Source organism: Variovorax sp. VNK109, from assembly GCF_049445855.1.
Taxonomy (GTDB): domain Bacteria; phylum Pseudomonadota; class Gammaproteobacteria; order Burkholderiales; family Burkholderiaceae_C; genus JAGOCV01.
The window spans coordinates 1,382,235-1,401,943 of the sequence record NZ_JBMSDV010000001.1; the positions used below are offsets into that span (position 1 = coordinate 1,382,235).

General features: G+C 64.8%; 18 protein-coding genes. 12 read left to right on the plus strand and 6 right to left on the minus strand.

What is annotated here, in order from left to right; genetic code table 11:
- Window positions 1-4: 4 nt before the first annotated feature.
- Genes ACO2Q9_RS06840 through ACO2Q9_RS06850 form a run of 3 tightly spaced genes read left to right on the plus strand, consistent with a single transcriptional unit; the run spans window position 5 to window position 2,236 of the window.
- Window positions 5-418: a VOC family protein gene (locus tag ACO2Q9_RS06840; RefSeq protein ID WP_423309596.1), complete on the plus strand. Its 414-nt coding sequence runs from the start codon at window positions 5-7 to the stop codon at window positions 416-418.
- Window positions 419-434: 16 nt separating this feature from the next.
- Window positions 435-1,031, plus strand: coding sequence for a MarC family protein (locus ACO2Q9_RS06845; protein ID WP_423309598.1), 597 nt, complete (start codon window positions 435-437; stop codon window positions 1,029-1,031).
- A 29-nt stretch (window positions 1,032-1,060) separates the two neighbouring features.
- Entirely contained in the window at window positions 1,061-2,236 is a 1,176-nt protein-coding gene (locus ACO2Q9_RS06850) for a toxin-antitoxin system YwqK family antitoxin (protein WP_423309600.1), read from the plus strand.
- A gap of 34 nt (window positions 2,237-2,270) precedes the next feature.
- On the opposite strand, the gene ACO2Q9_RS06855 is transcribed toward ACO2Q9_RS06850, so the two are convergent.
- The 4 genes from ACO2Q9_RS06855 to ACO2Q9_RS06870 all read right to left on the minus strand — a co-directional run bounded on the left by ACO2Q9_RS06855 (window position 2,271) and on the right by ACO2Q9_RS06870 (window position 9,536).
- The gene (locus tag ACO2Q9_RS06855; RefSeq protein WP_423309602.1) at window positions 2,271-3,155 is read right to left on the minus strand and encodes an OmpA family protein; all 885 of its coding nucleotides are present in this window, start codon (window positions 3,153-3,155) and stop codon (window positions 2,271-2,273) included.
- Window positions 3,156-3,187: 32 nt separating this feature from the next.
- A complete protein-coding gene (locus ACO2Q9_RS06860) occupies window positions 3,188-7,195 on the minus strand; it encodes a YadA-like family protein (RefSeq protein ID WP_423309604.1) in 4,008 nt (1,335 codons plus the stop codon).
- Window positions 7,196-7,409: 214 nt separating this feature from the next.
- On the minus strand, window positions 7,410-8,300 hold the full coding sequence (locus ACO2Q9_RS06865; protein ID WP_423309606.1) for a TraB/GumN family protein: 891 nt from the start codon (window positions 8,298-8,300) through the stop codon (window positions 7,410-7,412).
- Window positions 8,301-8,525: 225 nt separating this feature from the next.
- Entirely contained in the window at window positions 8,526-9,536 is a 1,011-nt protein-coding gene (locus tag ACO2Q9_RS06870) for a fumarylacetoacetate hydrolase family protein (protein WP_423309608.1), read from the minus strand.
- Between the two features lie 36 nt (window positions 9,537-9,572).
- Here ACO2Q9_RS06870 and ACO2Q9_RS06875 point away from each other — a divergent pair, with 36 nt between their 5' ends.
- From ACO2Q9_RS06875 to ACO2Q9_RS06885, 3 genes are all read left to right on the plus strand, one after another.
- Window positions 9,573-10,379, plus strand: a complete 807-nt coding sequence (locus tag ACO2Q9_RS06875) for an IclR family transcriptional regulator (RefSeq protein WP_423309610.1) — start codon at window positions 9,573-9,575, stop codon at window positions 10,377-10,379.
- Complete coding sequence (locus tag ACO2Q9_RS06880; protein WP_423309612.1) at window positions 10,379-11,491, plus strand: DUF3108 domain-containing protein; 1,113 nt, start codon at window positions 10,379-10,381, stop codon at window positions 11,489-11,491. The genes ACO2Q9_RS06875 and ACO2Q9_RS06880 overlap by 1 nt, the downstream gene beginning before the upstream one ends.
- A gap of 130 nt (window positions 11,492-11,621) precedes the next feature.
- Complete coding sequence (locus tag ACO2Q9_RS06885; protein WP_423309614.1) at window positions 11,622-11,903, plus strand: BTH_I0359 family protein; 282 nt, start codon at window positions 11,622-11,624, stop codon at window positions 11,901-11,903.
- On the opposite strand, the gene ACO2Q9_RS06890 is transcribed toward ACO2Q9_RS06885, so the two are convergent.
- Complete coding sequence (locus ACO2Q9_RS06890) at window positions 11,890-12,975, minus strand: AbrB family transcriptional regulator (protein WP_423309616.1); 1,086 nt, start codon at window positions 12,973-12,975, stop codon at window positions 11,890-11,892. The two genes, ACO2Q9_RS06885 and ACO2Q9_RS06890, sit on opposite strands and share 14 nt — an antisense overlap.
- A 93-nt stretch (window positions 12,976-13,068) precedes the next feature.
- On the opposite strand from ACO2Q9_RS06890, the gene ACO2Q9_RS06895 reads away from it, so the two are divergent.
- The 6 genes from ACO2Q9_RS06895 to ACO2Q9_RS06920 all read left to right on the plus strand — a co-directional run bounded on the left by ACO2Q9_RS06895 (window position 13,069) and on the right by ACO2Q9_RS06920 (window position 19,173).
- On the plus strand, window positions 13,069-13,530 hold the full coding sequence (locus tag ACO2Q9_RS06895; RefSeq protein ID WP_423309618.1) for a hypothetical protein: 462 nt from the start codon (window positions 13,069-13,071) through the stop codon (window positions 13,528-13,530).
- Window positions 13,531-13,539: 9 nt separating this feature from the next.
- Entirely contained in the window at window positions 13,540-14,370 is an 831-nt protein-coding gene (locus ACO2Q9_RS06900) for a ChaN family lipoprotein (RefSeq protein WP_423309620.1), read from the plus strand.
- Between the two features lie 64 nt (window positions 14,371-14,434).
- A complete protein-coding gene (gene cls / locus ACO2Q9_RS06905) occupies window positions 14,435-15,847 on the plus strand; it encodes a cardiolipin synthase (RefSeq protein ID WP_423309622.1) in 1,413 nt (470 codons plus the stop codon).
- Window positions 15,848-15,862: 15 nt separating this feature from the next.
- The gene (gene purU / locus ACO2Q9_RS06910; RefSeq protein ID WP_423309624.1) at window positions 15,863-16,711 is read left to right on the plus strand and encodes a formyltetrahydrofolate deformylase; all 849 of its coding nucleotides are present in this window, start codon (window positions 15,863-15,865) and stop codon (window positions 16,709-16,711) included.
- Between the two features lie 3 nt (window positions 16,712-16,714).
- On the plus strand, window positions 16,715-17,599 hold the full coding sequence (locus tag ACO2Q9_RS06915) for a LysR substrate-binding domain-containing protein (RefSeq protein WP_423309626.1): 885 nt from the start codon (window positions 16,715-16,717) through the stop codon (window positions 17,597-17,599).
- 62 nt (window positions 17,600-17,661) lie between these two features.
- Window positions 17,662-19,173, plus strand: a complete 1,512-nt coding sequence (locus tag ACO2Q9_RS06920) for an FAD-linked oxidase C-terminal domain-containing protein (RefSeq protein ID WP_423309628.1) — start codon at window positions 17,662-17,664, stop codon at window positions 19,171-19,173.
- Between the two features lies 1 nt (window position 19,174).
- On the opposite strand, the gene ACO2Q9_RS06925 is transcribed toward ACO2Q9_RS06920, so the two are convergent.
- Window positions 19,175-19,705 (minus strand): hypothetical protein, encoded by a 531-nt coding sequence (locus ACO2Q9_RS06925; RefSeq protein ID WP_423309630.1) that lies wholly within the window; start codon window positions 19,703-19,705, stop codon window positions 19,175-19,177.
- Window positions 19,706-19,709 lie beyond the last annotated feature (4 nt).

Consider the following 19,709-nt stretch of genomic DNA (forward strand, 5'->3'; position numbering starts at 1 on the left):
TCCCATGAAAAGCCTCTTCCATTTCGCCTTCAACGTCCGCGACCTCGACGTCGCCCGCCGCTTCTATGGTGGGGTCCTCGGCTGCGACGAGGGCCGCAGCACCGACACATGGGTCGACTTCGACTTCTTCGGCCACCAGATCTCGCTGCATCTGGGCGAGCCTTTTCCCACGGCGGACACCGGCAAGGTCGGCAACGTGATGGTGCCCATGCCTCATTTCGGACTGGTGCTCGCGCTGGACGACTGGAAAGGCATGGCGGCACGGCTGACCGAAGCCGGTACCGATTTCGTGCTCGAGCCCCAGGTGCGCTTCGAGGGCGAGCCCGGCGAGCAATGGACGATGTTCTTCCGCGACCCGTTCGGCAATCCGCTGGAGGTCAAGGGCTTCCGTTCGCTCGCGAACCTCTACGCCAGCTGAGGCGGGCACGGCAGCCATGGGCTACACCTTCGTTTCCGCCACCATCCTGCTGCTGCTGATCACCGATCCGCTGGGCAACATCCCGATCTTCGCCAACGCGCTGCGCGGCGTGGCGCCCGAGCGGCGCACCCGCGTCATCCTGCGCGAAGTGCTCATTGCCTTCGTACTGCTGCTCGCCTTCATGTTCGTGGGCGACGGCTTCCTGCGCGTGATGAACCTGTCGGACCTGTCGCTGCAGATCGCGGGCGCGGTGGTGCTGTTCCTCATCGCGCTGCGCATGATCTTTCCGCCCGACAAGGGCGAGGACACGGTACCGCTCACCGAACCGCTGATCGTGCCGCTCGCCATCCCCGCGCTGGCCGGACCATCCGCGCTGGCAACCGTGATGCTGCTGGTCAGCCAGGCTCCTGAAAGGCGCATGGAATGGGTGGCCGCACTCACCGTCACCATGGTCGTCTGCGGCATCGTGCTGGTGCTGGCCGAAAAGATCCGCCGCCTGCTGGGCGACCGGCTGGTGATGGCGTTCGAGCGATTGATGGGCCTGATCCTCGTCGCCATCGCCGTGGAGATGCTGCTGCGCGGCATCCGCACGTTTGCCGGACAACTGCATTGAGGACAACGGCATTGAGAACCGGATTGCACATGACCCATCTCACCCAACTCCCGCGACTGCTTTCCGCCATTGCCATCGCCGCGTGCGCATTGATCGCCAGCGCTCCTGCACACGCCGTGCAGGACTGCGAGATCAACGGCGAATCGGTCAACCCCAACAACGGCAACACCACGCGCGGCAAGACCGGCCTCATGCGCTGCAAGGACCGCGACACCGGCGTGATCCAGCGCGAACAGGAATTGCGGGACGGCAAGGACATCGGCATCGTGCGCTTCTACAAGGACGGCAAGCTCGCCAAGGAGCACAGCGTCAACGAGAAGGGCAACATGGAAGGCCGCGCGCGCGAATTCGCGGCCAACGGCCAGGTGGTGTTCGATGCGACGTATGTGAACAGCAACCGCGTCGGCATTGCGCGCGGCTTCCACGAAAACGGCCAGCCGCGTCGCGTGACCTTCTACTCCGACAAGTCGGACGAACAGGCCTATGCCGAGTTCACCGACCGCGGCGAGCTTTCCAGCCTGCGCTGCGGCGACAAGCCCCTGCTCGCACCGCACGTGGACGACGCGAAGCTCTGCGGATTTTCCGGGCAGCCCTCGCAGGTGGAACTGTTTTCCGGCAAGGGCCAGATCCGTTCGCGTCTGCGTTACCTGGACGGCAAGCGCGTGCGGCTCGAGCAGTTGAACGATGCCGGCAAGCCGACCCTGATCGACGAGGTCGTGGGCAGCACGCGCACCGAAAGGCGCTTCGACACCGACGGCGCGCTGCGCCGCGAAATCAGGCTGCAAGCCGCCGAACGCGGCTTCACGCGCGAAAGCGAAAAGGAATTCTCGGAGAAGGGCACGCTGGTGCGCGAGCAACGCTTTGCCCAGGGCCAGCTGGCCAGCGACGCGCGCTTCTACCTGAACGGCCAGCCGCGTTCGCGCATCGATTACACACGGGACGGCGTCAGCGTGAGAACCGTGAACACCGACTACTACGACACAGGCAAGCTCGCCAGCGAAGGTGCGTACGTTTCGGTGCGTGGCCGTGGCGAACAACCCGTCGGCAGCCACAAGCGTTTCGACGATCAGGGCCGGCTCGCGGCCGAGTCGATCTACGACGACAAGGGCAAGCTCAGCCGGGAACGTGTGTGGGACGAAGCCGGCAAGATCGTCCGGGACGATGAAGTCTTTGAAGACGGATCGCGAAAGGCGTTCTCGCGCTAGTCGCGGGAACGCCTTTCTTCAACCAGGCGCCTGATCAGCGCTTGCCGTGCAGTTCAACGTCGATATCGACGCGGCGGTTCGGAGCCAGGCAGGCGACGAGCTTTTCGCGCGGCTGTTCGGCGCACTGCACCACGGGTTCGGTTTCGCCCTTGCCTTGTGCCGCGATGCGACTCGCAGGCACACCGCGCTCGATCAGGTACTGGCGCACCGTGCGCGCGCGTGATTCGGACAGTTGCTGGTTGTATGCAGCGTCCCCCAGACGGTCGGTGTGACCCGTGACCTGCACGCGATCGGATTCCGGCATGTTTCGGAGTTGGGTGGCAAACCGGTCCAGCTCCACGCGCCCCGCCGGCAGAAGATCGGCCGGGCCCGACCTGTCGAAAGTGAACAGCGCATCGGCGGACAGCTGCGTCACCTGGGCCGTCGTCGCGACAGGCGCTACACGTTCGACAACCCGCTCCACCACGCGCTCGATCACTTTTTCCTGCACAGGTGCCGTCGCCATGTTCAGCTGGCTGGCGCAGTCCGCCGGCAACCAGTGGAAGGTCTGCGCCTTCACGTCCTTGTCGAAGATCGCCTTGTATTGGCAGGTGACGTACTCACTGCCCTTGCCGGTACGAAAGTGGAAGATGTAGTCCCATTCACGCACTTGCCCCAGGCCTTCGCGGAAATGCGGACGGCCCAGCAGGTCGTAAAGCTGGTCCTTGCGCATGCCCGGGGCCACGCTGCGCAGGTTCGTCACATTGGGGAACGTGCCTTCCTTCAACCATGCGTCCTTGCCGATGTCCGGGAAGACGACCTCGCCAGCCCGGCCATCGTCCGTCACGTCCTTGCTGACGACCGATGTGCCACAACCCTGCAGCGCCAGCAACAACACCGCCAGTGCCGTCGCACCCATCCATTTGATCTGTTTGTTCATGATGATTCCTTGTATTGAATGGAGCGGACGACTTACCAGTGGAAGCCCACGCCGGCACTCACACCGACCTTGCCCTTGGTGTTGGCCGAGCCGCTGAACTTGACGACCCAGCGGCCGTTGTCCGACAGCTTGGAAACGCCGATCGCCACAGCCGCCTCGCCCGCATATCCGGCCACGCCAGCGGCAAACATGCTCTTGCCCGGGATGTAGGCTTGCGGCATGCCCGCCATGGCCATGGCACCGGCGGTGCCGGCGTTGGCGTTCTCGTTCACTTGCTCGATGCGGTTGCCCAGGTTCTGGATGCTGTTGTTCACGCTCGACAGGGCGTTGCTGACCGCACCGTTGAGCTGGTTCACGTTAACCGCGTCCGTGCCCGCACTGCCGGCAGCGACGTTGGTGATCTGGCGCTCCGCGCCGGCGCTGCCTACCGACACTTCACCAGCCGATGTCTGCGGCGCTGCGAGTCCTGCTGCGCTGTAGCTCGCCTGCGCACCACGAGTGGCCGCCGAGGCCTGGCCGAGCGCGACGGACGAAGCCGCGGTCGCCGACGCGTTGTTGCCGAGCGCCACGGAATTCGCACCGCTGGCTGACGCGAGGTTGCCGTTGGCCATGGCGTTGTTACCCGACGCCGTCGCGCCAGAACCCGTGGCCAGCGCCTCGGTACCGGTCGCGGAGGGCGCGACATACGACGCCACATTGCCGGTCGTCCAGGTGCTGGCGGCCGTCGAGGTCACCGCGCGCAACTGCGCCACGTTCACGGCATCGCTGTCCTGCGTGCCTGCAGCCACGCCGGTGATCTGGCGATAGACGCCACTTGCCGCATCGCCGACGGCCACCGCACCCTGCGTGCCCGTGGTCGCGTTGATGGCCGCAATCTGTGCACCGGATGCGCCTGACGGGACATACCCCGGAGCGCCGGCCGCCGTCGAAGCCACCGAGCCTTCGCCCAACGCCACGCCGCCAGCAGCAGACGCCGTTGCGCCGGAGCCCACGGCAACGCTCGAGGCGCCAGAAGCCGAAGCACCGACACCGCTGGCGACAGCGTTCAGACCTGTCGCGCCATCGTTGGCATAGTTGGCACCGCTCGTGCCCCCATCGTTCACGCTGTAGTAGCGCGTGGTGTTCGCCGCCACGGTTGACGAGAGATTCTCGATAGCCTGGTTTGTCGCGTAAAGCTGCGAGCCATTGACGGCATCGGTACTCGTCGCGCTCAGCTGGCCCGCCGCGACGTTCTGGATCTGACGCTCCGAACCCGCGCTACCGACACTGACCACACCGGCGGGGGCTGCGCCGGCAAAGGTGTAGGCCGTGCCCTGGATGGTCGTACCTGCGGTCGCCACGGCGGCTGTCGTCGTCGAACCCGCGCCGAGCGCCACGCTGTTGTCCGTCGTTGCTGTCGCGTTGTGCCCGACGGCCACCGACGCCGCGCCGGCTGAACTTGCACCGGCACCCACTGCGACTGAATTCAGACCGGTTGCGCCGTCGTTCGCGTAGTTCGCCTGCGTCGTTCCTCCATCGTTCACGCCGTAGTAGTGCGTCGCATTGGCCGTCACACTGGTCGTCAGGTTCTCGATGGCCTGGTTCGTCGCATACAGCTGCGAACCGTTGATGGCATCTGTGCTCGTCGCGCTGATGCGGCCAGCGGCGACGTTGGTGATCTGGCGTTCGTTACCCACTGAACCCACGCTCACCACGCTCTGCGGGTTGTTACCCGCGAAACTGTAGGTGGTCCCGTTGATCGTCACGTCGGAAGTCGGATTCGCTGCAGCAGTATTGCTGCCATAACCCAGCGCGACATCGTTCTCGTTGTTGGCAGAAGAGAAGCCGCCGATCGCAATGGCACCGTCAGCGCCGGATTGCGAGAAGAAGCCCATGCTGATGGACGCGACGCCAGTGGAGTTGGACCACGTGCCCAGTCCTATGGAGTGGGCCCCAGTCGCACGGGCGCTCGGGCCGACTGCGGTTCCACCATAAGCGGCAAGCGTGTCATAGCCGATCGCAATACCATACATGTCGGTCACTTCGGCGCGCAATCCGACTGCAACACCGTTGGCGAAAGCGTCCGCCCAGGCTCCTACGGAAACGCCACCGCCGCTGGCTGTCGCACCTGCACCGGCGGCAACTGCGTTGATCGCCGTTGCGCCATCATTGTTGTAGTTGGCTTGCGTGGTTCCATCGTCGGTCACGCTGTAGTAATGCGTTGCGGTGGCCGTCACGCTGGTCGACAGCTCATCGATCGCCTGATTCGTCGCGTAGAGCTGCGAACCGTTGATGGCATCCGTGCTCGTCGCACTGATGCGGCCAGCCGCCACGTTGATGATCTGGCGCTCATTGCCCACCGAACCCACGCTCACAACGCTCGCCGGGTTCGTACCCGCAAAGCTGTATGCGTTTCCGTTGATCGTCGTACCGGACGTCGGGTTAGCCGCAGCGGTCACGCTGCCCGATCCGAGTGCCACGGCGTTTTCATGCGAGGCCGACGCCTGGCGCCCGATGGCGAGCGCCCCCTCTGCGGTTGCAGACGCGTCGGTGCCATACGCTGCGGAATCCAGACTCGTTGCGGTTGCGCCCACGCCGACAGCCAGGGAATTCTCACCATCTGCACTCGACAGAAAGCCCAATGCAGTACTCGCATTGCCACTGGCAGAGGCCAGCCTGCCAAGCGCAGACGCACTGTCCGCCGTCGCTTCCGCGTTGTAGCCGACAGCGGTGGCATGACCCGCCGTAGCCCGTGTCGACGCCCCGACCGCAGTCGCTGCGTTCGTCGTGGCGCGTGCGTCAAAGCCCAAAGCTGAAGCGCTGTCCCCTGTCGCGTAGCTGGTTTCGCCGACCGCCAGCGCCCCGCCTCCGATACCGCTGCCGGCGATGGCCGTCGCGCCAACAGCCAGGGAATGGCCCGTACCTGCAGTCGTTGCAGTGGTCGTGTAAGCACCAGTCACGCTCGTGCGGATCGGATAGTCCACACCCGCCAATTCCTCGACGGCCTGATTCGTCGCGTAGAGCTGCGAGCCGTTGATGGCGTCCGTGCTCGTCGCACTGATGCGCCCTGCGGCGACGTTGGTGATCTGGCGTTCCGTCCCGACTGCGCCGACACTGACCACGCCACCCGCCGAAGGCACACCACCGGCGAAGGTATAAGTTGTGCCATTGATCATAGTGCTCGACGTCGGGTTGGATGCCGCAACCGTGGAATTGTTGCCCAGAACCACGGCACCATCCAGCAGTGCGGCAACGCTCACGCTGTTGCCGAGCACGAACGCGTTGTTGGCGTCAATGGTGTTGTCGTTGCCGAATGCGTAGGACCCCGCACCATTGACGGTATTCGGATCACCGAACGCACCAGAGCTTGCACCATTGACGATGTTGCCGGTACCGATGCTGATGGACGACACGCCATTGGCCTGCGCCCCGCTGCCGATGGCGATCGTGTCGCGCGTTCCGCCTGCGACAGCGCCCACACCGACAGCAATGGACGTGTTGGCCGATGCGGTCGAAGCGAAGCCGAGGGCTGTGGCCCCGCCGCCCGAGGCATTGGCGAAGCTGCCGATTGCGGTGGCATTCCCGTTGGAGGAAGAAGCAGCGCGCCCGATGGCGACGGATTGGTCACCAGATGCAGAAACCTGATAACCCAACGCGTATGAAAATTCTCCAGTCGCCTGAGCACCAAGGCCTGCGGCAAACGCGCCTGCTCCGGTGGCCTGCGCGAGGAAGCCGAATGCGCTCGATTGAAGGCCAGTCGCCGACGCATTGACTCCCATGGCAATGGTGTAGTCGTCGCTGGCAACGGCGCCGCTGCCGATTGCAATAGCCTCGAAACCTGCCGCTGATGCGTTGGCGCCTGTGACGCTGTTCACCAGCACGCCACCGATTGCGATTTCGGCAAGCGCCGGCGCAGAAGCACCGACCATGAGCGCCGTCAGCACGAGACTTGCTGCTAACGCGTTGCGGCTGTTCCGCTTGCCGCGCGCGCCGGAAATTTCCGATGCAGCCACCCAACTGCCCAACGCTTCGTTCCAGATCGTCTTATAAGTTCTGTTCATTCTTCACTCCAGTATTGAATTTCATTCGTGAACCGGAGCTCAATGCACATGAGCTCTAGTTTTTTGCACCGCTGTTCGGATAAGTTCAGGCGCTGGAGTGGACTCTAGAAATCAGAAGTGAATCTGGATATCGAGTTAACAATGGTTGACGATTGGATGAACGTTTCTTGACACTTAGTTCACGAAGCAAGCTTTCTGCGCGAATCTAAAGGCGTCACTGCTGGATGTCCCGGAGGGCATAGCCGCGCCTGACAAGCTCGCTCAGCAGTGCGCCATTTCCCACGACGCCAGACGCGGGCAGCGCAACCAGCGGGACACTGGTGCCTTCCATGGAGCGCTCGATGATGTCGACGAGCCGTTGGCTGCGCGCCGCGAGCCAGACACGCGAATGGAAAACGGCATATGCGGCATGCCGGGCTCCACCCTCTGCCTCCATGGCATTGGCCTGGTCAACAGGGACATGGTTTCCCCGTGCCCAGCCTTCATCCACGAGCAACTGAAGCTTGCGGCGCTCCTGTCCGCTTGCGATGCTTGCGACTGCCTGGTCCAGCAGCTGCATCTGCGCTTCGGCGCTCATGCCGTCCAGCAGGCGCAACTGCGTCTGGGCGCCCTCCAGCTCGAGGATGGGCAACTTCGCGCCCTGTGCGTAGCCAATGAGGTAGAGCTGCGTGTTCTGCCCGACGTCATAGCCGTTGGCAGCGGCGAACTGCTGGCGCAACACCAGCGCAGCGAGCCATGGCTTCAGTCCCAGATATGAAGCAGGACTGGTCCTGATCGAGGCGGCGGCCGTCTGTAGCTGCGCCCAGGTTTGCGGTGACACGAGCTTGTCCAGCGACACACCAGTGGGCAGGGTGCCAGACGCTGCTGCGGCTTGTGCAAGGGCCTTCGAGTTGCCGGGGTCCACATCCAGGAGCAATGCCGTGCTTTGCGCCAGCGCCTGCATCAGCGGCAGGTTGAGCGGGAAGTATTCGCGCCGGCTGACCGTCGCACCGCCATAGACGAAGAGCTTGCGTCCACCTCGACTCGCCTCCACGAGAAAGCCGCGACGTCCTGTGGAATGGATCTGGTCGCGCAAGGCCTTCCCGTCATCGGAGGATTGGGGCATTGCCTGGGGCGGAGTCACTGGCGCGGGGGTTTGCGCAAACACCGGCATCAGCGCAAAGGAGGAAAGCACCGCCAGCATGACAGCGCGCCTCCATGGGGCAAGGAGAGGCATCAGTAGATTCTTCATGGCGAAATGAAGAACCAGTGTCGGCCCGCGCCTTCAGGCCAACAAGCCCGCGCTTACCGTCAAATGCAAAGAATAGTTAAATCCAGCTGGATTTATGGACTACCCGGCGCGCGAAACAATCTCCTGATCGATCGCGCCAAAGATGCTCTGCCCATCCTTGCCCTTCATCTCGATACGGATGGTGTCGCCGAACTTCATGAACTCGGTGGAAGGCTTGCCGTCGAGGATGGTTTCGATGGCGCGCTTCTCGGCGATGCAGCTGTAGCCCTTGGCCCACTCCTGCTTGCCGTTCTTCTCGATAGCGCGGTTGCTCACCGTGCCCGAGCCGACGATGCTGCCGGCGCGCACGTTGCGCGTCTTGCAGATGTGGGCGATGAGCTGGCCGAAGTGGAAGGTCATGTCCGGTCCTGCTTCGCACATGCCGACGGTGCGCCCGTTCCACATGCTCTGCAGCGTGAGGTGCAGACGACCCTTGTCCCACGCATCGCCAAGTTCATCGAGCGTGACGGCCACGGGACTGAACGCCGTGGCCGGCTTGCTCTGGAAGAAGCCGAAGCCCTTGGCGAGTTCGTCGGGAATGAGGTTGCGCAAGCTGACGTCGTTGGCGAGCATCACGAGGCGGATGCCATCGAGCGCCTGATCGGGCGTGCTGCCCATGGCCACGTCGCCGGTGACAACGGCGATCTCGGCCTCGAAGTCGATGCCGAAAGCCTCACTCGGGCAGATGACGTCGTCGTTCGCGCCGATGAAGTCGTCACTGCCGCCCTGGTACATCAGCGGGTCGGTGTAGAAGGTGGCTGGCACTTCCGAGTTGCGCGCCTTGCGCACGAGTTCGACGTGGTTGATGTAAGCCGAGCCGTCGGCCCATTGGTAGGCGCGCGGCAGCGGCGCCATGCACAGCGCCGGGTCGAACGGAAAAGCGTGACGCGCCTTGCCGCTGTTGAGCGTCTCGTACAGGTCCTGCAGTTGCGGCGAGAGGAAGTTCCAGTCGTCCAGCACCTGCTGCAGGCGCGTGGCGATGCCGGTCGCATAATGGGCAGTGCTCAAGTCGCGCGAGACCACGACGAGCTGGCCGTCGCGCGATCCATCCTTGTAGGTTGCAAGTTTCATGGAAGCATTGTCACGAAAGAGACGGGATTCTAATCAATGGCAACAGACAAGACGCGTGCGGGCATCCAGTCGGTAGAGGTCGGCTTCGCCTTGCTGGACGTGCTGGCACATGCGCCCGGTCCGCTGATGCTGCGCGATCTTGCCGCCGCCAGCATGAGTGCGGCCAAGGCGCACCGCTACCTCGTGAGCTTCCAGCGCCTGGGACTCGTCGCGCAGGACGACGCGACGCGCTATGACCTCGGCCCCGCTGCACTGAAGCTTGGCCTCGCATCGCTCTCGCGGCTGGATGGCGTGAAGCTCGCACGCTCGCGCGTGGGTGAACTGATGGAGTCGATCGGCCACACCGTGGCGCTCGCCGTGTGGGGAAACCGCGGCCCGACGATCGTGCACTGGGAAGAATCACCGGAGTCGGTGACGGTGAACCTGCGCCTGGGCGACGTGATGCCGCTGCTCTCTTCCGCCACGGGCCGCTGCTTTGCGGCGCACGTGTCACAGGACGCCATAGCGCCCATGCTCCAGGAAGAGCTGGCCCGTGCGCGCAAGATCGGCCGCACGGATGTGCCGGCAACCCTGGCGGACGTGCGCAAGCTGCTCGTCGAAGTCCGCGAGCGCGGCGCAGCCCGCGTTGTCAACACGCTGCTGCCAGGCATCGCAGGCTTTTGCGCACCGGTGTTCGATTCGGACGGGCACATGGCGCTGGGCATCGTGGTGATGGGGTCGACGGCCGGGTTCGATACGGAATGGAATGGTGCGGTGGACAAGCCCTTGCGCGCTGCCGCTGCCCGGTTGTCTGCCGATCTCGGCTATGCAGCAGACGCTGCAGGCACGGGCCTCATGCGCTGATGCAGCAGGCCACCGCCATGTCGCAGACGACGACGCGAGCAGCCCCCTGGCGGCCGCTCGCCATTCTCACGGCAGGCGTGGTGTTGCTCCATCTGGTGCTCCTGCAGTCCGCGCCGCTCTCACTGAGATTCGAGGAGCCGGAGGTCACGCGGACCTTCATCACGCGAACCGTCGTGTTCCAGCCGCCCGCGCCGAAGGTCACAGAGCCGGTTCGCACTGCGGCTCCAGCGCCGGCTCCAAGACCTGCGCCGCCGCAGCGACCCCTGCGGGAGCCGACGCCCGTAGCATCCGCAGCAGCAGCGCCTGTCACGCCCCCTGCGACGATTGCGCAAGGCGCAGACAGCAGCACGCAGGCAGCGTCTCCCGTGCCCGCACTCCCAATGGAACCACCTGCGAAAACGGAGCCGGCCCCGCCCACCGTCATCGCCCCGCCGGCAGCGCCGGACACGCAACCGGCCAGCACTGCGGCCTATGCCATTCCCGGCTCCACGCGACTGCAGTACGTGGTGACCGGCCAGCAAGGCACGCAGCCGCTGCAGGGCGTGCAAGCCGAATTCCTCTGGCTGCAGGACGGCCAGCAGTACCAGGCGAAACTCGATTTCCGCTTCCTGTTCCGATCGCTGCGCAGCCAGACCAGCACCGGCCGCATCACGCCGGACGGGCTGTCACCCGAACGCTTCACCGACAAGCGCCGCACCGAAGTCGCGACGCACTTCCAGCGTGACAAGGGCAAGATCTCGTTCAGCGCAAACACGACGGAAGTACCCTTGCTCTCCGGCGCGCAGGACCGGCTGAGCCTGTTCCTGCAACTCGCCTCGCTCATCGCGGGCAATCCGGCCGCCTACCCGGCAGGCACGGTGCTGAACATCCAGACTGCCGGGCCGCGCGACGCAGACACCTGGGCCCTGGTGGTGGGCGAACCGGAGACCCTGAAACTGCCCATCGGCGAGACGGTCGCCATGAAGATCGTGCGCACACCGCGCCGGGACTACGACCAGAAGGTGGAAGTCTGGCTTGCACCATCTCTGGGCTATCTGCCCGTGCGCGTGCGCCTGACAGAAGCTGACGGCGACATGGCCGACCAGCAACTGCGTGCGACAAGTTCTCCCTGACCTGTAGGAGCGGACCGGATTCTGCGGATTTCTACGGGATTTCCCGTCACTCTTGAACTTGGCCTACTCGTTGCTATCTGAGCAGGGTGGATATTTCATCCGGAATACCCACATCCGAGAAGGACTTTCAATGCAAATGCTCTACGACTCCGAATCCTTTGTGGTGGTGCACATGCTGCCTGACGAGGATGCTGAGGGCACGCCCGAGGCCGTGACGCCCATGCTGGTGCGGCACGGCTTCGAGATCGTCGACAAGCGCTCGGGCAAGGAGGTCTACCTCGACGGCTCGTGGGCGGAACTGTTCCAGCAGCAGATTGCCGCCTGGCAACTGAACACGCCCACGCAGGAAGAGGTGGAGGACACGCTGGAAGGCTACGCCGAACTCGCGCAGAACCCGGTCATCCTTCACTGAGTTTCTTCGAAGCGTCCCGCTTGTAGAGGTAGCCGTACAGCGGCTCCACGAGCACCAGCACGGCCACCAGGCGACAGACCTGGAAGGCCGTGACCACCGGCACCCCGAGCTGGAGCACCTTGGCCGTGATGGCCATTTCAGCGATGCCGCCCGGGGCGGTGCCCAGCAGCATCGTCGCTGCATGCAAGTGTGTCCCCAGTGACAGCAACCATCCGAACCCCGCGCTCACGACAATCAGCGTGACCGTCCCCACGGCCACCGAGGCCAGCCAGCGCGGGGCCGTGTGCATGAACTCGCGCGTGAAGCGCACACCCAGGCTCACGCCGATGACGAGCTGCGCCGCGTTCGACATCCACTGCGGGATGGCCGACAACGTGACGTCGGACATGGTGATGACCATCGCCACCAGCAACGAGCCCATGAACCAGGGATTGGCACGGCCGAGGCGATCCATCAGCAGGGCGCCGCAACCCGTGGCGAGCGCCAGCAAGACGAGGCCGCCCGGTTGCACTTCACGGATGGAAGGTGGCAATGCATCGAGGCCATGCAGCCCGCTGAATTGCAGACCGAAGGGAATGAGCACCGTCACGATCAACACGCGCAGGCTGTGGCCCGCTGCGACGAGATCGGTACGCCCGCCTTCCCGCTCGGCCAGCAGTGTCATCTCCGATGCGCCACCGATGGCGCCGCCGAACCAGGTAGTCGCGCGCATGGCCTGCGGGGACACATTCGACAGGTAAGGCGCATGCGCGCGATAGAGCCATTGCCCGAACGCCCAGCCCAGGAACAATGCCCAGACGATACCCAGCAGGATGGCCCACCAGAGACCCACGACGAGCGCCGTCACTTGCGGCGTGAAATAAAGTCCCAACGCCGCCCCGATGGTCCATTGCCCCGTGTTGCGCAGCGGCGCCCAGCTTTCGGTGGGCGCTCCCGACATCGACGCGACGGACACGGCCAGCAGCGGGCCGATCGTCCACGGCAAGGGCGTCTCGAGATAGACGCAGAGCAAGGCAGCCACGAGCGCCAGGGCAAGCGTGCCGAGCACGCGCAGGACGGAATCCGGTTTCATACAGCAGCCACATCTTAGATTGCGACCGTCTCCTACACGTCATCGCACGGCCGATTTCCATAATCGGATGGAGATCCAAAACGGGAGATGCCCATGAAGATTCCACGCCTGAATACCCTGGCGGTGCCCCTGCTGATCGCTGCGGCACTCCTGCCGGTTGCCGCGCCCTCTTTCGCGCAAGGCGCAGCGCCTGCAGTCAACCCCGCCAAGCCTGCCGTGCCGCCCAGTGCGCAAACCATCCGCGCGCAATTGCCGGGCGAATGGGCCGGCTCCGCCACCGCGCGTTCGGGTGAACTGCGCGACACCGACCTCACCTACCGCGCCGACGGTACGTTCAATGGTGAAACCGCGCCGAAAGACGACAAGGTGCTGACCTATTCCGGCACCTGGAAACTCGACGGCAACCGCCTCACGCACAACTACACGCAGATTTCCGGCCAGTTGCCCGAGCGCTTGCGCCTGGCGACGGTGGAAGTCGCCGCCATCGACAAGACCTCGCTGACGTTCCGCTCGCCACAATCGGGCAAGGAATGGGTGTTCGTGCGCACGGAATAACATGCGGTCATGAAGACCGTACCTGCTGTCTCGAAGTACCTTTTTGCCGCTGCCCTCGCCTTGGTTGTCGTGTCTGGCTGCGCCACACAGAGCCCTGCGCACGAAACGCCGGCGGACAAGCAGGCTGCCGCCATCCGCAGCCTGCTTCCTGCCGACGCGCTGCTGCTGGGTGAGCAGCACGACGCGGCGGAACACCATGAACTGGAGCGCGCCGTTGTCGCGCGCCTGGCGAACGACGGCAAACTCGCCGTGCTGGCACTGGAGATGTCCGAGCATGGCAACAGCACGGCCGGCTTGCCGGTCACCGCGGACGAAAGTGCCGTGAAAGCGCGATTGCGCTGGGACGACAAGGCGTGGCCATGGGCTGCTTACGGCCCGGCGATCATGGCCGCCGTGCGCAAGGATGTGCCGGTGGTCGGTGCCAACCTGCCACGCGAGCGCATGCGGGACGCCATGGCCGAGACCGCGCTCGACGTTCAACTCTCCGGCCCAGCGCTCAAGGCGCAGCAGCAGGCGGTGCGCGAGGGCCACTGCAACCTGCTGCCCGAATCGCAGATCACACCGATGACGCGCATCCAGATCGCACGCGACCGCATGATGGCGCGCACGATCGCGCTGACCGTGCAGCCCGATCGCACGGTGGTGCTGATCACCGGCGCAGCGCATGCCGACAAGGCGCTGGGCGTGCCTCAACACCTCCCGGTCGAGCTGAAGGTGAAGTCCGTGAAGATGCAGGCTGGCGCGACAGCCGTTGGCGGCCGTGACCCGGCGGTTTATGACACCGTCTGGCAGACCGCTGCGTTGCCGGCGCGCGACTATTGCAAGGACGTGAAGCGCTGACGCACACCCACAAGCGCCAACAAGCCGGGACGCCGGGCCCACGTGCGACGACAATGACCCCGTCATGAGCTTCTCCTGGGGATTTGTCCTTTCCATTGCATGGGCCGCCTATCTGGTGGTGCTGGCCGTCTGGATCGTGCTGCAGAAGCGCTCGCCGCTGTCGACGCTGAGCTGGCTGCTGTCGATGGGCGCGTTGCCGTACGTCGGCTTCTTCATCTACTACATCTTCGGCCCGCAGAAGATCGAACGGCGTCGCCTGAACCGCAAGCAGAGCCAGCTCGCGCTCGAAAGCCATCGCCGCTACTGGGTGGACCGCGTCGCCTCCGATCACCTGGCGCCTGCCAAGCAGCAGATGGCGCGCCTGATCTACAACACCACCGGCTACCCGCCATCGCTGGCGACGAACTACAGGACGCTGTCGGGCGGCCGCGCGACGTTTGCGGAAATCTTCGCCGCCATCGGTGAGGCCAGGCGCTTCGTCCACCTCGAGTACTACATCTACGAACGCGATGCGACCGGCCTTGCGCTGCGCGACCTGCTCGTCCTGAAAGCGCGGGAAGGCGTCCATGTGCGGCTGCTGGTGGATGCGCTGGGTTCGCCTGACGTCAATCGCCGCTTCATGGCCCCGCTGCTCGATGCGGGCGGCGAACTGCAGTTCTTCCACGCCACGTCGTTCCGGCGGATCAGGCCCGTGCTGAACATGCGCACCCACCGCAAGATCGTCGTGTGCGACGGCGAGGTCGGCTTCACCGGAGGCGTGAACATCACCGACGAAGGTGATCTGGCCCGCAGGCCCGACGCGTACCACGACCTGCACCTGCGCATCGACGGCCCGGCCGTTTACTGGCTGCAGCAGATGTTCCTGGAGGACTGGCACTACACCTGCGGAGAAATCGCCGACGAAACGCCGCCGCCCGACCTGCAGAAGGGCCACCATCTGGTGCACATCATCCCTTCGGGCCCGGACAACATCCATGCGCCGCTGCTGCGCGCGATGATGGCCGCGATCAACGAATCGACGCAGCGCATCTGGCTCACGACGCCCTATTTCGTGCCGGACGAACCCGCACTGTTCGCGCTGATCTCGGCCGCGCTGCGTGGTGTGGACGTCCGCATCCTGGTGCCGCACCGCAGCGACAACCTCGTCGTGACGCTGGCTGCGCGCTCGTGGTTCGGCGAACTGCTGCGCGCCGGTGCGCGCATCTGGGAATACGGCCCGCGCATGCTGCACGCCAAGACGCTGCTGGTGGACGAGGACTACAGCTTCGTCGGCACCGCCAACTTCGACAACCGCAGCTTCCGGCTGAACTTCGAGCTGGCCGTGCTGAGCTACGACGCGAGCGCCGCACAGGAACTGGCCCACCAGTTCGAGAACGACATGCTGGACGCCGAAGAGGTGCGCATCGGCCCGGTGCGCCGCCCGATGCACCAGCGCCTGCCGGAAGCCCTTGCCCGGCTGGCCGCGCCCTTGCTCTGAGACAATACCCGGGCTATGAACAACGCGTACATCCTGACCCTGTCCTGTCCCGACCGCCCGGGTATCGTGCATGCCGTTTCCGGCTTCCTGCTCGAACGCGGCGGCAACATCGAAGAGGCGGCGCAGTACAACGACCACGACACGGGCCTGTTCTTCATGCGCGTGCAGTTCGCCTGCGACCAGCTCACGCATGAGGATCTGCGCACCCAGCTGGGCATCTTTGCGCAGGCGTTCGGCATGAACTGGCGCCTGCACGCCACCACGCAGCCGATGAAGACAGTCATCATGGTCAGCAAGGAAGGCCATTGCCTGAACGACCTGCTGTTCCGCTGGAAGAGCGGCCTGCTGCCGCTGGACATCCGGGCCATCGTGAGCAACCACCGCGAGTTCTATCAACTCGCCGCGAGCTACAACGTTCCTTTCCACCACATCCCGGTGACGGCGGCCACCAAGGCGCAGGCCGAGATGAAGCAATACGAGATCGTCCAGGCCGAGGGGGCAGAGCTCGTGGTACTGGCGCGCTACATGCAGATCCTGTCGGACGACCTCTGCCGCAAGCTCGAAGGCCGCGCGATCAACATCCACCACAGCTTCCTGCCGAGCTTCAAGGGGGCCAAGCCCTACTACCAGGCGCACGACCGCGGCGTGAAGCTGATCGGCGCAACGGCCCATTACGTGACGGCCGACCTGGACGAAGGCCCGATCATCGAGCAGGATGTGGCACGCGCCGACCACAGCAAGACGGTGGAAGACCTCACGGCCATGGGTCGAGACACCGAAAGCCAGGTGCTGGCCCGCGCGGTGAAGTGGCACAGCGAGCACCGCGTGCTGCTCAACGGCCACAAGACGGTCATCTTCAAGTAAGCCATGGCCACGGCCGGCACCGGACAGCGCATCCCCCCGGTCCAGTGCCTGCTCACGTTCGAGGCGCTCGCGCGGCTGCGCAGCGTGACGCAGGCGGCCGAGGAACTGTGCGTCACACCGAGCGCGGTCAGCCACCGCGTGCGGCAGCTCGAGCAGATCCTGGGCACCAAGCTGTTCGGCCGCGCCGATTTCTCGCTCACCACCGAAGGCATCGAGTACCTGGCGCATGTGCGCGAAGGGCTGGCGATCCTCTCGCGCTTTCCGGGCAGCGACATGTCGCCGGGCAAGCGCAAGCTGCGACTGGCCGTCACGCCGACCTTCGCGCGCTCCATCCTGATCCCGCGGCTGCGGCAGTTCCGCGAGGCGTATCCGGAGATCGACCTGACGCTGCAGGTCAGCATCCCGCTGCTGGACGTCGTGGCGGAAGATGCTGACCTGGTCATCCGCTTCGGCACCGGCCGCTATGCCGACATGGAGCACCTGTGCATCATGAAGGACGAGGTGACCGTGCTGGGCTCGCCCACTTACCTGCGCGAGAACGGCCCCTTCGATTCGGTGGAAGATTTGCTGGGTGCCCAGCTGCTGCGTTCACCGCTGGAACCATGGCGCACCTGGTTCGCCGCGCACGGACTCGACTGGCCGGAGCCGGCGGACGGCTCATCGTTCAACGACGTCGGGCTCATCTGCGACGCTGCAGCGCAGGGACTGGGCCTGGGACTTGTTCGCCTGAAACTCGGCCAGCCCTGGATCGAAAACGGCTCGCTGGTCCGCCTGTCCGACCGCAACGTGCCGAGCCCGCACGCGCACTACCTGTGCTGGCGCACGGGCGCCATGGATCGCTGGGAATGCGCCGCCTTCGCCGAGTGGCTGAAGAAATCGGTGAGCTGAGTTTCAGCAAACGCTGAAAAATTCTTCACCCCACCGGTTGTCGACCGGACTACAGTGGGGGCATGAACGCTCCCGTGGAACAGGGCGTGGTCATTGCCACGTCGCAGACCGACCGCGCCAGCCGCCAGAAGCAGGTGGTGCAGGCCCTCCTCGCGCACCTGCCGGCGCATGCGCTGCTCTGGACAGCGGAGGACACCACGCCGTATGAATGCGACGGCCTGACCGCCTACCGCGCCCGGCCGCTCGTTGTGGCGTTGCCCGAAACATACGAGCAGGTCCAGGCCGTCCTGAAGACCTGCCATGCGCTGGCCGTGCCGGTGGTGGCGCGTGGCGCCGGCACCGGCCTGTCTGGCGGGGCCATGCCGCACAGCGAGGGCGTGACGCTGTCCCTCGCCAAGTTCAACCGCATCCTGCGCGTCGACCCTGCGAGCCGGACCGCGAAAGTGCAATGCGGCGTGCGCAATCTCGCCATCAGCGAGGCTGCCGCACCGCATGGGCTGTACTACGCCCCCGACCCATCAAGCCAGATTGCCTGCACGATCGGCGGCAACGTGGCAGAGAATTCCGGCGGCGTGCATTGCCTCAAGTACGGTCTCACCGTGCACAACGTGCTCAAGGTCAGTGGCTTCACGATGCAAGGCGACCCCGTGGAGTTCGGCAGCGAGGCATTGGACGTCTCGGGCTACGACCTGCTGAGCATCCTCATCGGCAGCGAAGGCATGCTCGCCGTGGCGACCGAAGTCACCGTGCGGCTGGTGCCACGCCCGCAACTGGCGCGTTGCATCATGGCGAGCTTCGACGATGTCCGCAAGGCCGGCGACGCGGTAGCCCGGGTGATCGCCGCCGGCATCATTCCCGCGGGCCTCGAGATGATGGACAAGCCCATGACCGCCGCCGTGGAAGACTTCGTGCGCGCGGGTTACGACTTGTCGGCCGAGGCCATCCTGCTCTGCGAGAGCGACGGAACGCCCGAGGAAGTGGAAGAGGAAATCGGCCGCATGAGCGAAGTGCTGCGCACGGCGGGCGCAACCGCGATTGCGGTGAGCCGCGACGAGGCAGAGCGGCTGCGCTTCTGGAGTGGCCGAAAGAATGCGTTCCCCGCGTCGGGCCGCATCAGCCCCGACTACATGTGCATGGATTCGACCATCCCGCGCCGTCGGCTTGCCGACATCCTCCTGGCCATTCAGGAGATGGAGAAGAAATACCAACTGCGTTGCGCCAACGTTTTCCACGCGGGCGATGGCAATCTGCACCCGCTGATCCTCTTCGACGCGAACGACGCAGACCAGTTGCATCGCTGCGAACAGTTTGGCGCTGACATCCTGGAGACAAGCGTTGCCATGGGCGGTACGGTCACAGGCGAGCACGGCGTTGGCGTTGAAAAGCTCAACAGCATGTGCGTGCAGTTCACAGAAGGGGAACGCGAACAGTTGTTCGGCGTGAAGCGCGCTTTTGACCCCGCCGGGCTGCTCAACCCCGGCAAGGTCATCCCGACACTGCAGCGATGTGCCGAGTACGGGAAGATGGTGATCCGCGGCGGCCAGTTGCCGCACGCGGACCTGCCACGGTTCTGAATCAGGCGTACTCGACCACTCCGTTGCTCATGTGCACGGACTCCGCGTCGGGGCTTATGCGCGTGCGCAGGATTGGCCGCACGAGCGTGATGGAGCGCGCCTGTACCTGAACGCGTTCATATGCCGGGTGCAGCACGTTCACCATCACCACATGCTGGTTTCCGGGTTCGGTGGTGGGAATCCAGAGGCTCAGGAGGCATTCCTTCGCCATGCGCAAGCACAACTGGCGCGGAGGCCGGCTCGCCAGATCCACCAGCCACGCATCCTCGACGCTGGCCGTGGCATGGATGCCAGGCTCCTGCGGCAAAAGAATGGTTTCGCGCAGCAGCTCCGTCCTGGGGCGTGGTGCCCACAGCAGTTCCTCGGAGTGCATGGCCGCGAGTTCGGAAGATTCGCAGGCATAGACCATCTGGCGGTCGGCAGCCTGCATGACCGCCTTGAAGCCTGATTCGCCGCGCGCGTCATGCGCCTGCCGGGCAAGTTTGTCGATGGACAGCTCGCGCGGCACCAGCCGGTAGACCTTGAGATACATGAAA

Bases quoted from the DNA above. Each gene is read 5' to 3' on its own strand.
- ACO2Q9_RS06840 (WP_423309596.1), top strand. From the start codon at position 5: ATGAAAAGCCTCTTCCATTTCGCCTTCAACGTCCGCGACCTCGACGTC.
- ACO2Q9_RS06845 (WP_423309598.1), top strand. From the start codon at position 435: ATGGGCTACACCTTCGTTTCCGCCACCATCCTGCTGCTGCTGATCACC.
- ACO2Q9_RS06850 (WP_423309600.1), top strand. From the start codon at position 1,061: ATGACCCATCTCACCCAACTCCCGCGACTGCTTTCCGCCATTGCCATC.
- ACO2Q9_RS06855 (WP_423309602.1), bottom strand. From the start codon at position 3,155: ATGAACAAACAGATCAAATGGATGGGTGCGACGGCACTGGCGGTGTTG.
- ACO2Q9_RS06860 (WP_423309604.1), bottom strand. From the start codon at position 7,195: ATGAACAGAACTTATAAGACGATCTGGAACGAAGCGTTGGGCAGTTGG.
- ACO2Q9_RS06865 (WP_423309606.1), bottom strand. From the start codon at position 8,300: ATGCCCCAATCCTCCGATGACGGGAAGGCCTTGCGCGACCAGATCCAT.
- ACO2Q9_RS06870 (WP_423309608.1), bottom strand. From the start codon at position 9,536: ATGAAACTTGCAACCTACAAGGATGGATCGCGCGACGGCCAGCTCGTC.
- ACO2Q9_RS06875 (WP_423309610.1), top strand. From the start codon at position 9,573: ATGGCAACAGACAAGACGCGTGCGGGCATCCAGTCGGTAGAGGTCGGC.
- ACO2Q9_RS06880 (WP_423309612.1), top strand. From the start codon at position 10,379: ATGCAGCAGGCCACCGCCATGTCGCAGACGACGACGCGAGCAGCCCCC.
- ACO2Q9_RS06885 (WP_423309614.1), top strand. From the start codon at position 11,622: ATGCAAATGCTCTACGACTCCGAATCCTTTGTGGTGGTGCACATGCTG.
- ACO2Q9_RS06890 (WP_423309616.1), bottom strand. From the start codon at position 12,975: ATGAAACCGGATTCCGTCCTGCGCGTGCTCGGCACGCTTGCCCTGGCG.
- ACO2Q9_RS06895 (WP_423309618.1), top strand. From the start codon at position 13,069: ATGAAGATTCCACGCCTGAATACCCTGGCGGTGCCCCTGCTGATCGCT.
- ACO2Q9_RS06900 (WP_423309620.1), top strand. From the start codon at position 13,540: ATGAAGACCGTACCTGCTGTCTCGAAGTACCTTTTTGCCGCTGCCCTC.
- cls (WP_423309622.1), top strand. From the start codon at position 14,435: ATGAGCTTCTCCTGGGGATTTGTCCTTTCCATTGCATGGGCCGCCTAT.
- purU (WP_423309624.1), top strand. From the start codon at position 15,863: ATGAACAACGCGTACATCCTGACCCTGTCCTGTCCCGACCGCCCGGGT.
- ACO2Q9_RS06915 (WP_423309626.1), top strand. From the start codon at position 16,715: ATGGCCACGGCCGGCACCGGACAGCGCATCCCCCCGGTCCAGTGCCTG.
- ACO2Q9_RS06920 (WP_423309628.1), top strand. From the start codon at position 17,662: ATGAACGCTCCCGTGGAACAGGGCGTGGTCATTGCCACGTCGCAGACC.
- ACO2Q9_RS06925 (WP_423309630.1), bottom strand. From the start codon at position 19,705: ATGTATCTCAAGGTCTACCGGCTGGTGCCGCGCGAGCTGTCCATCGAC.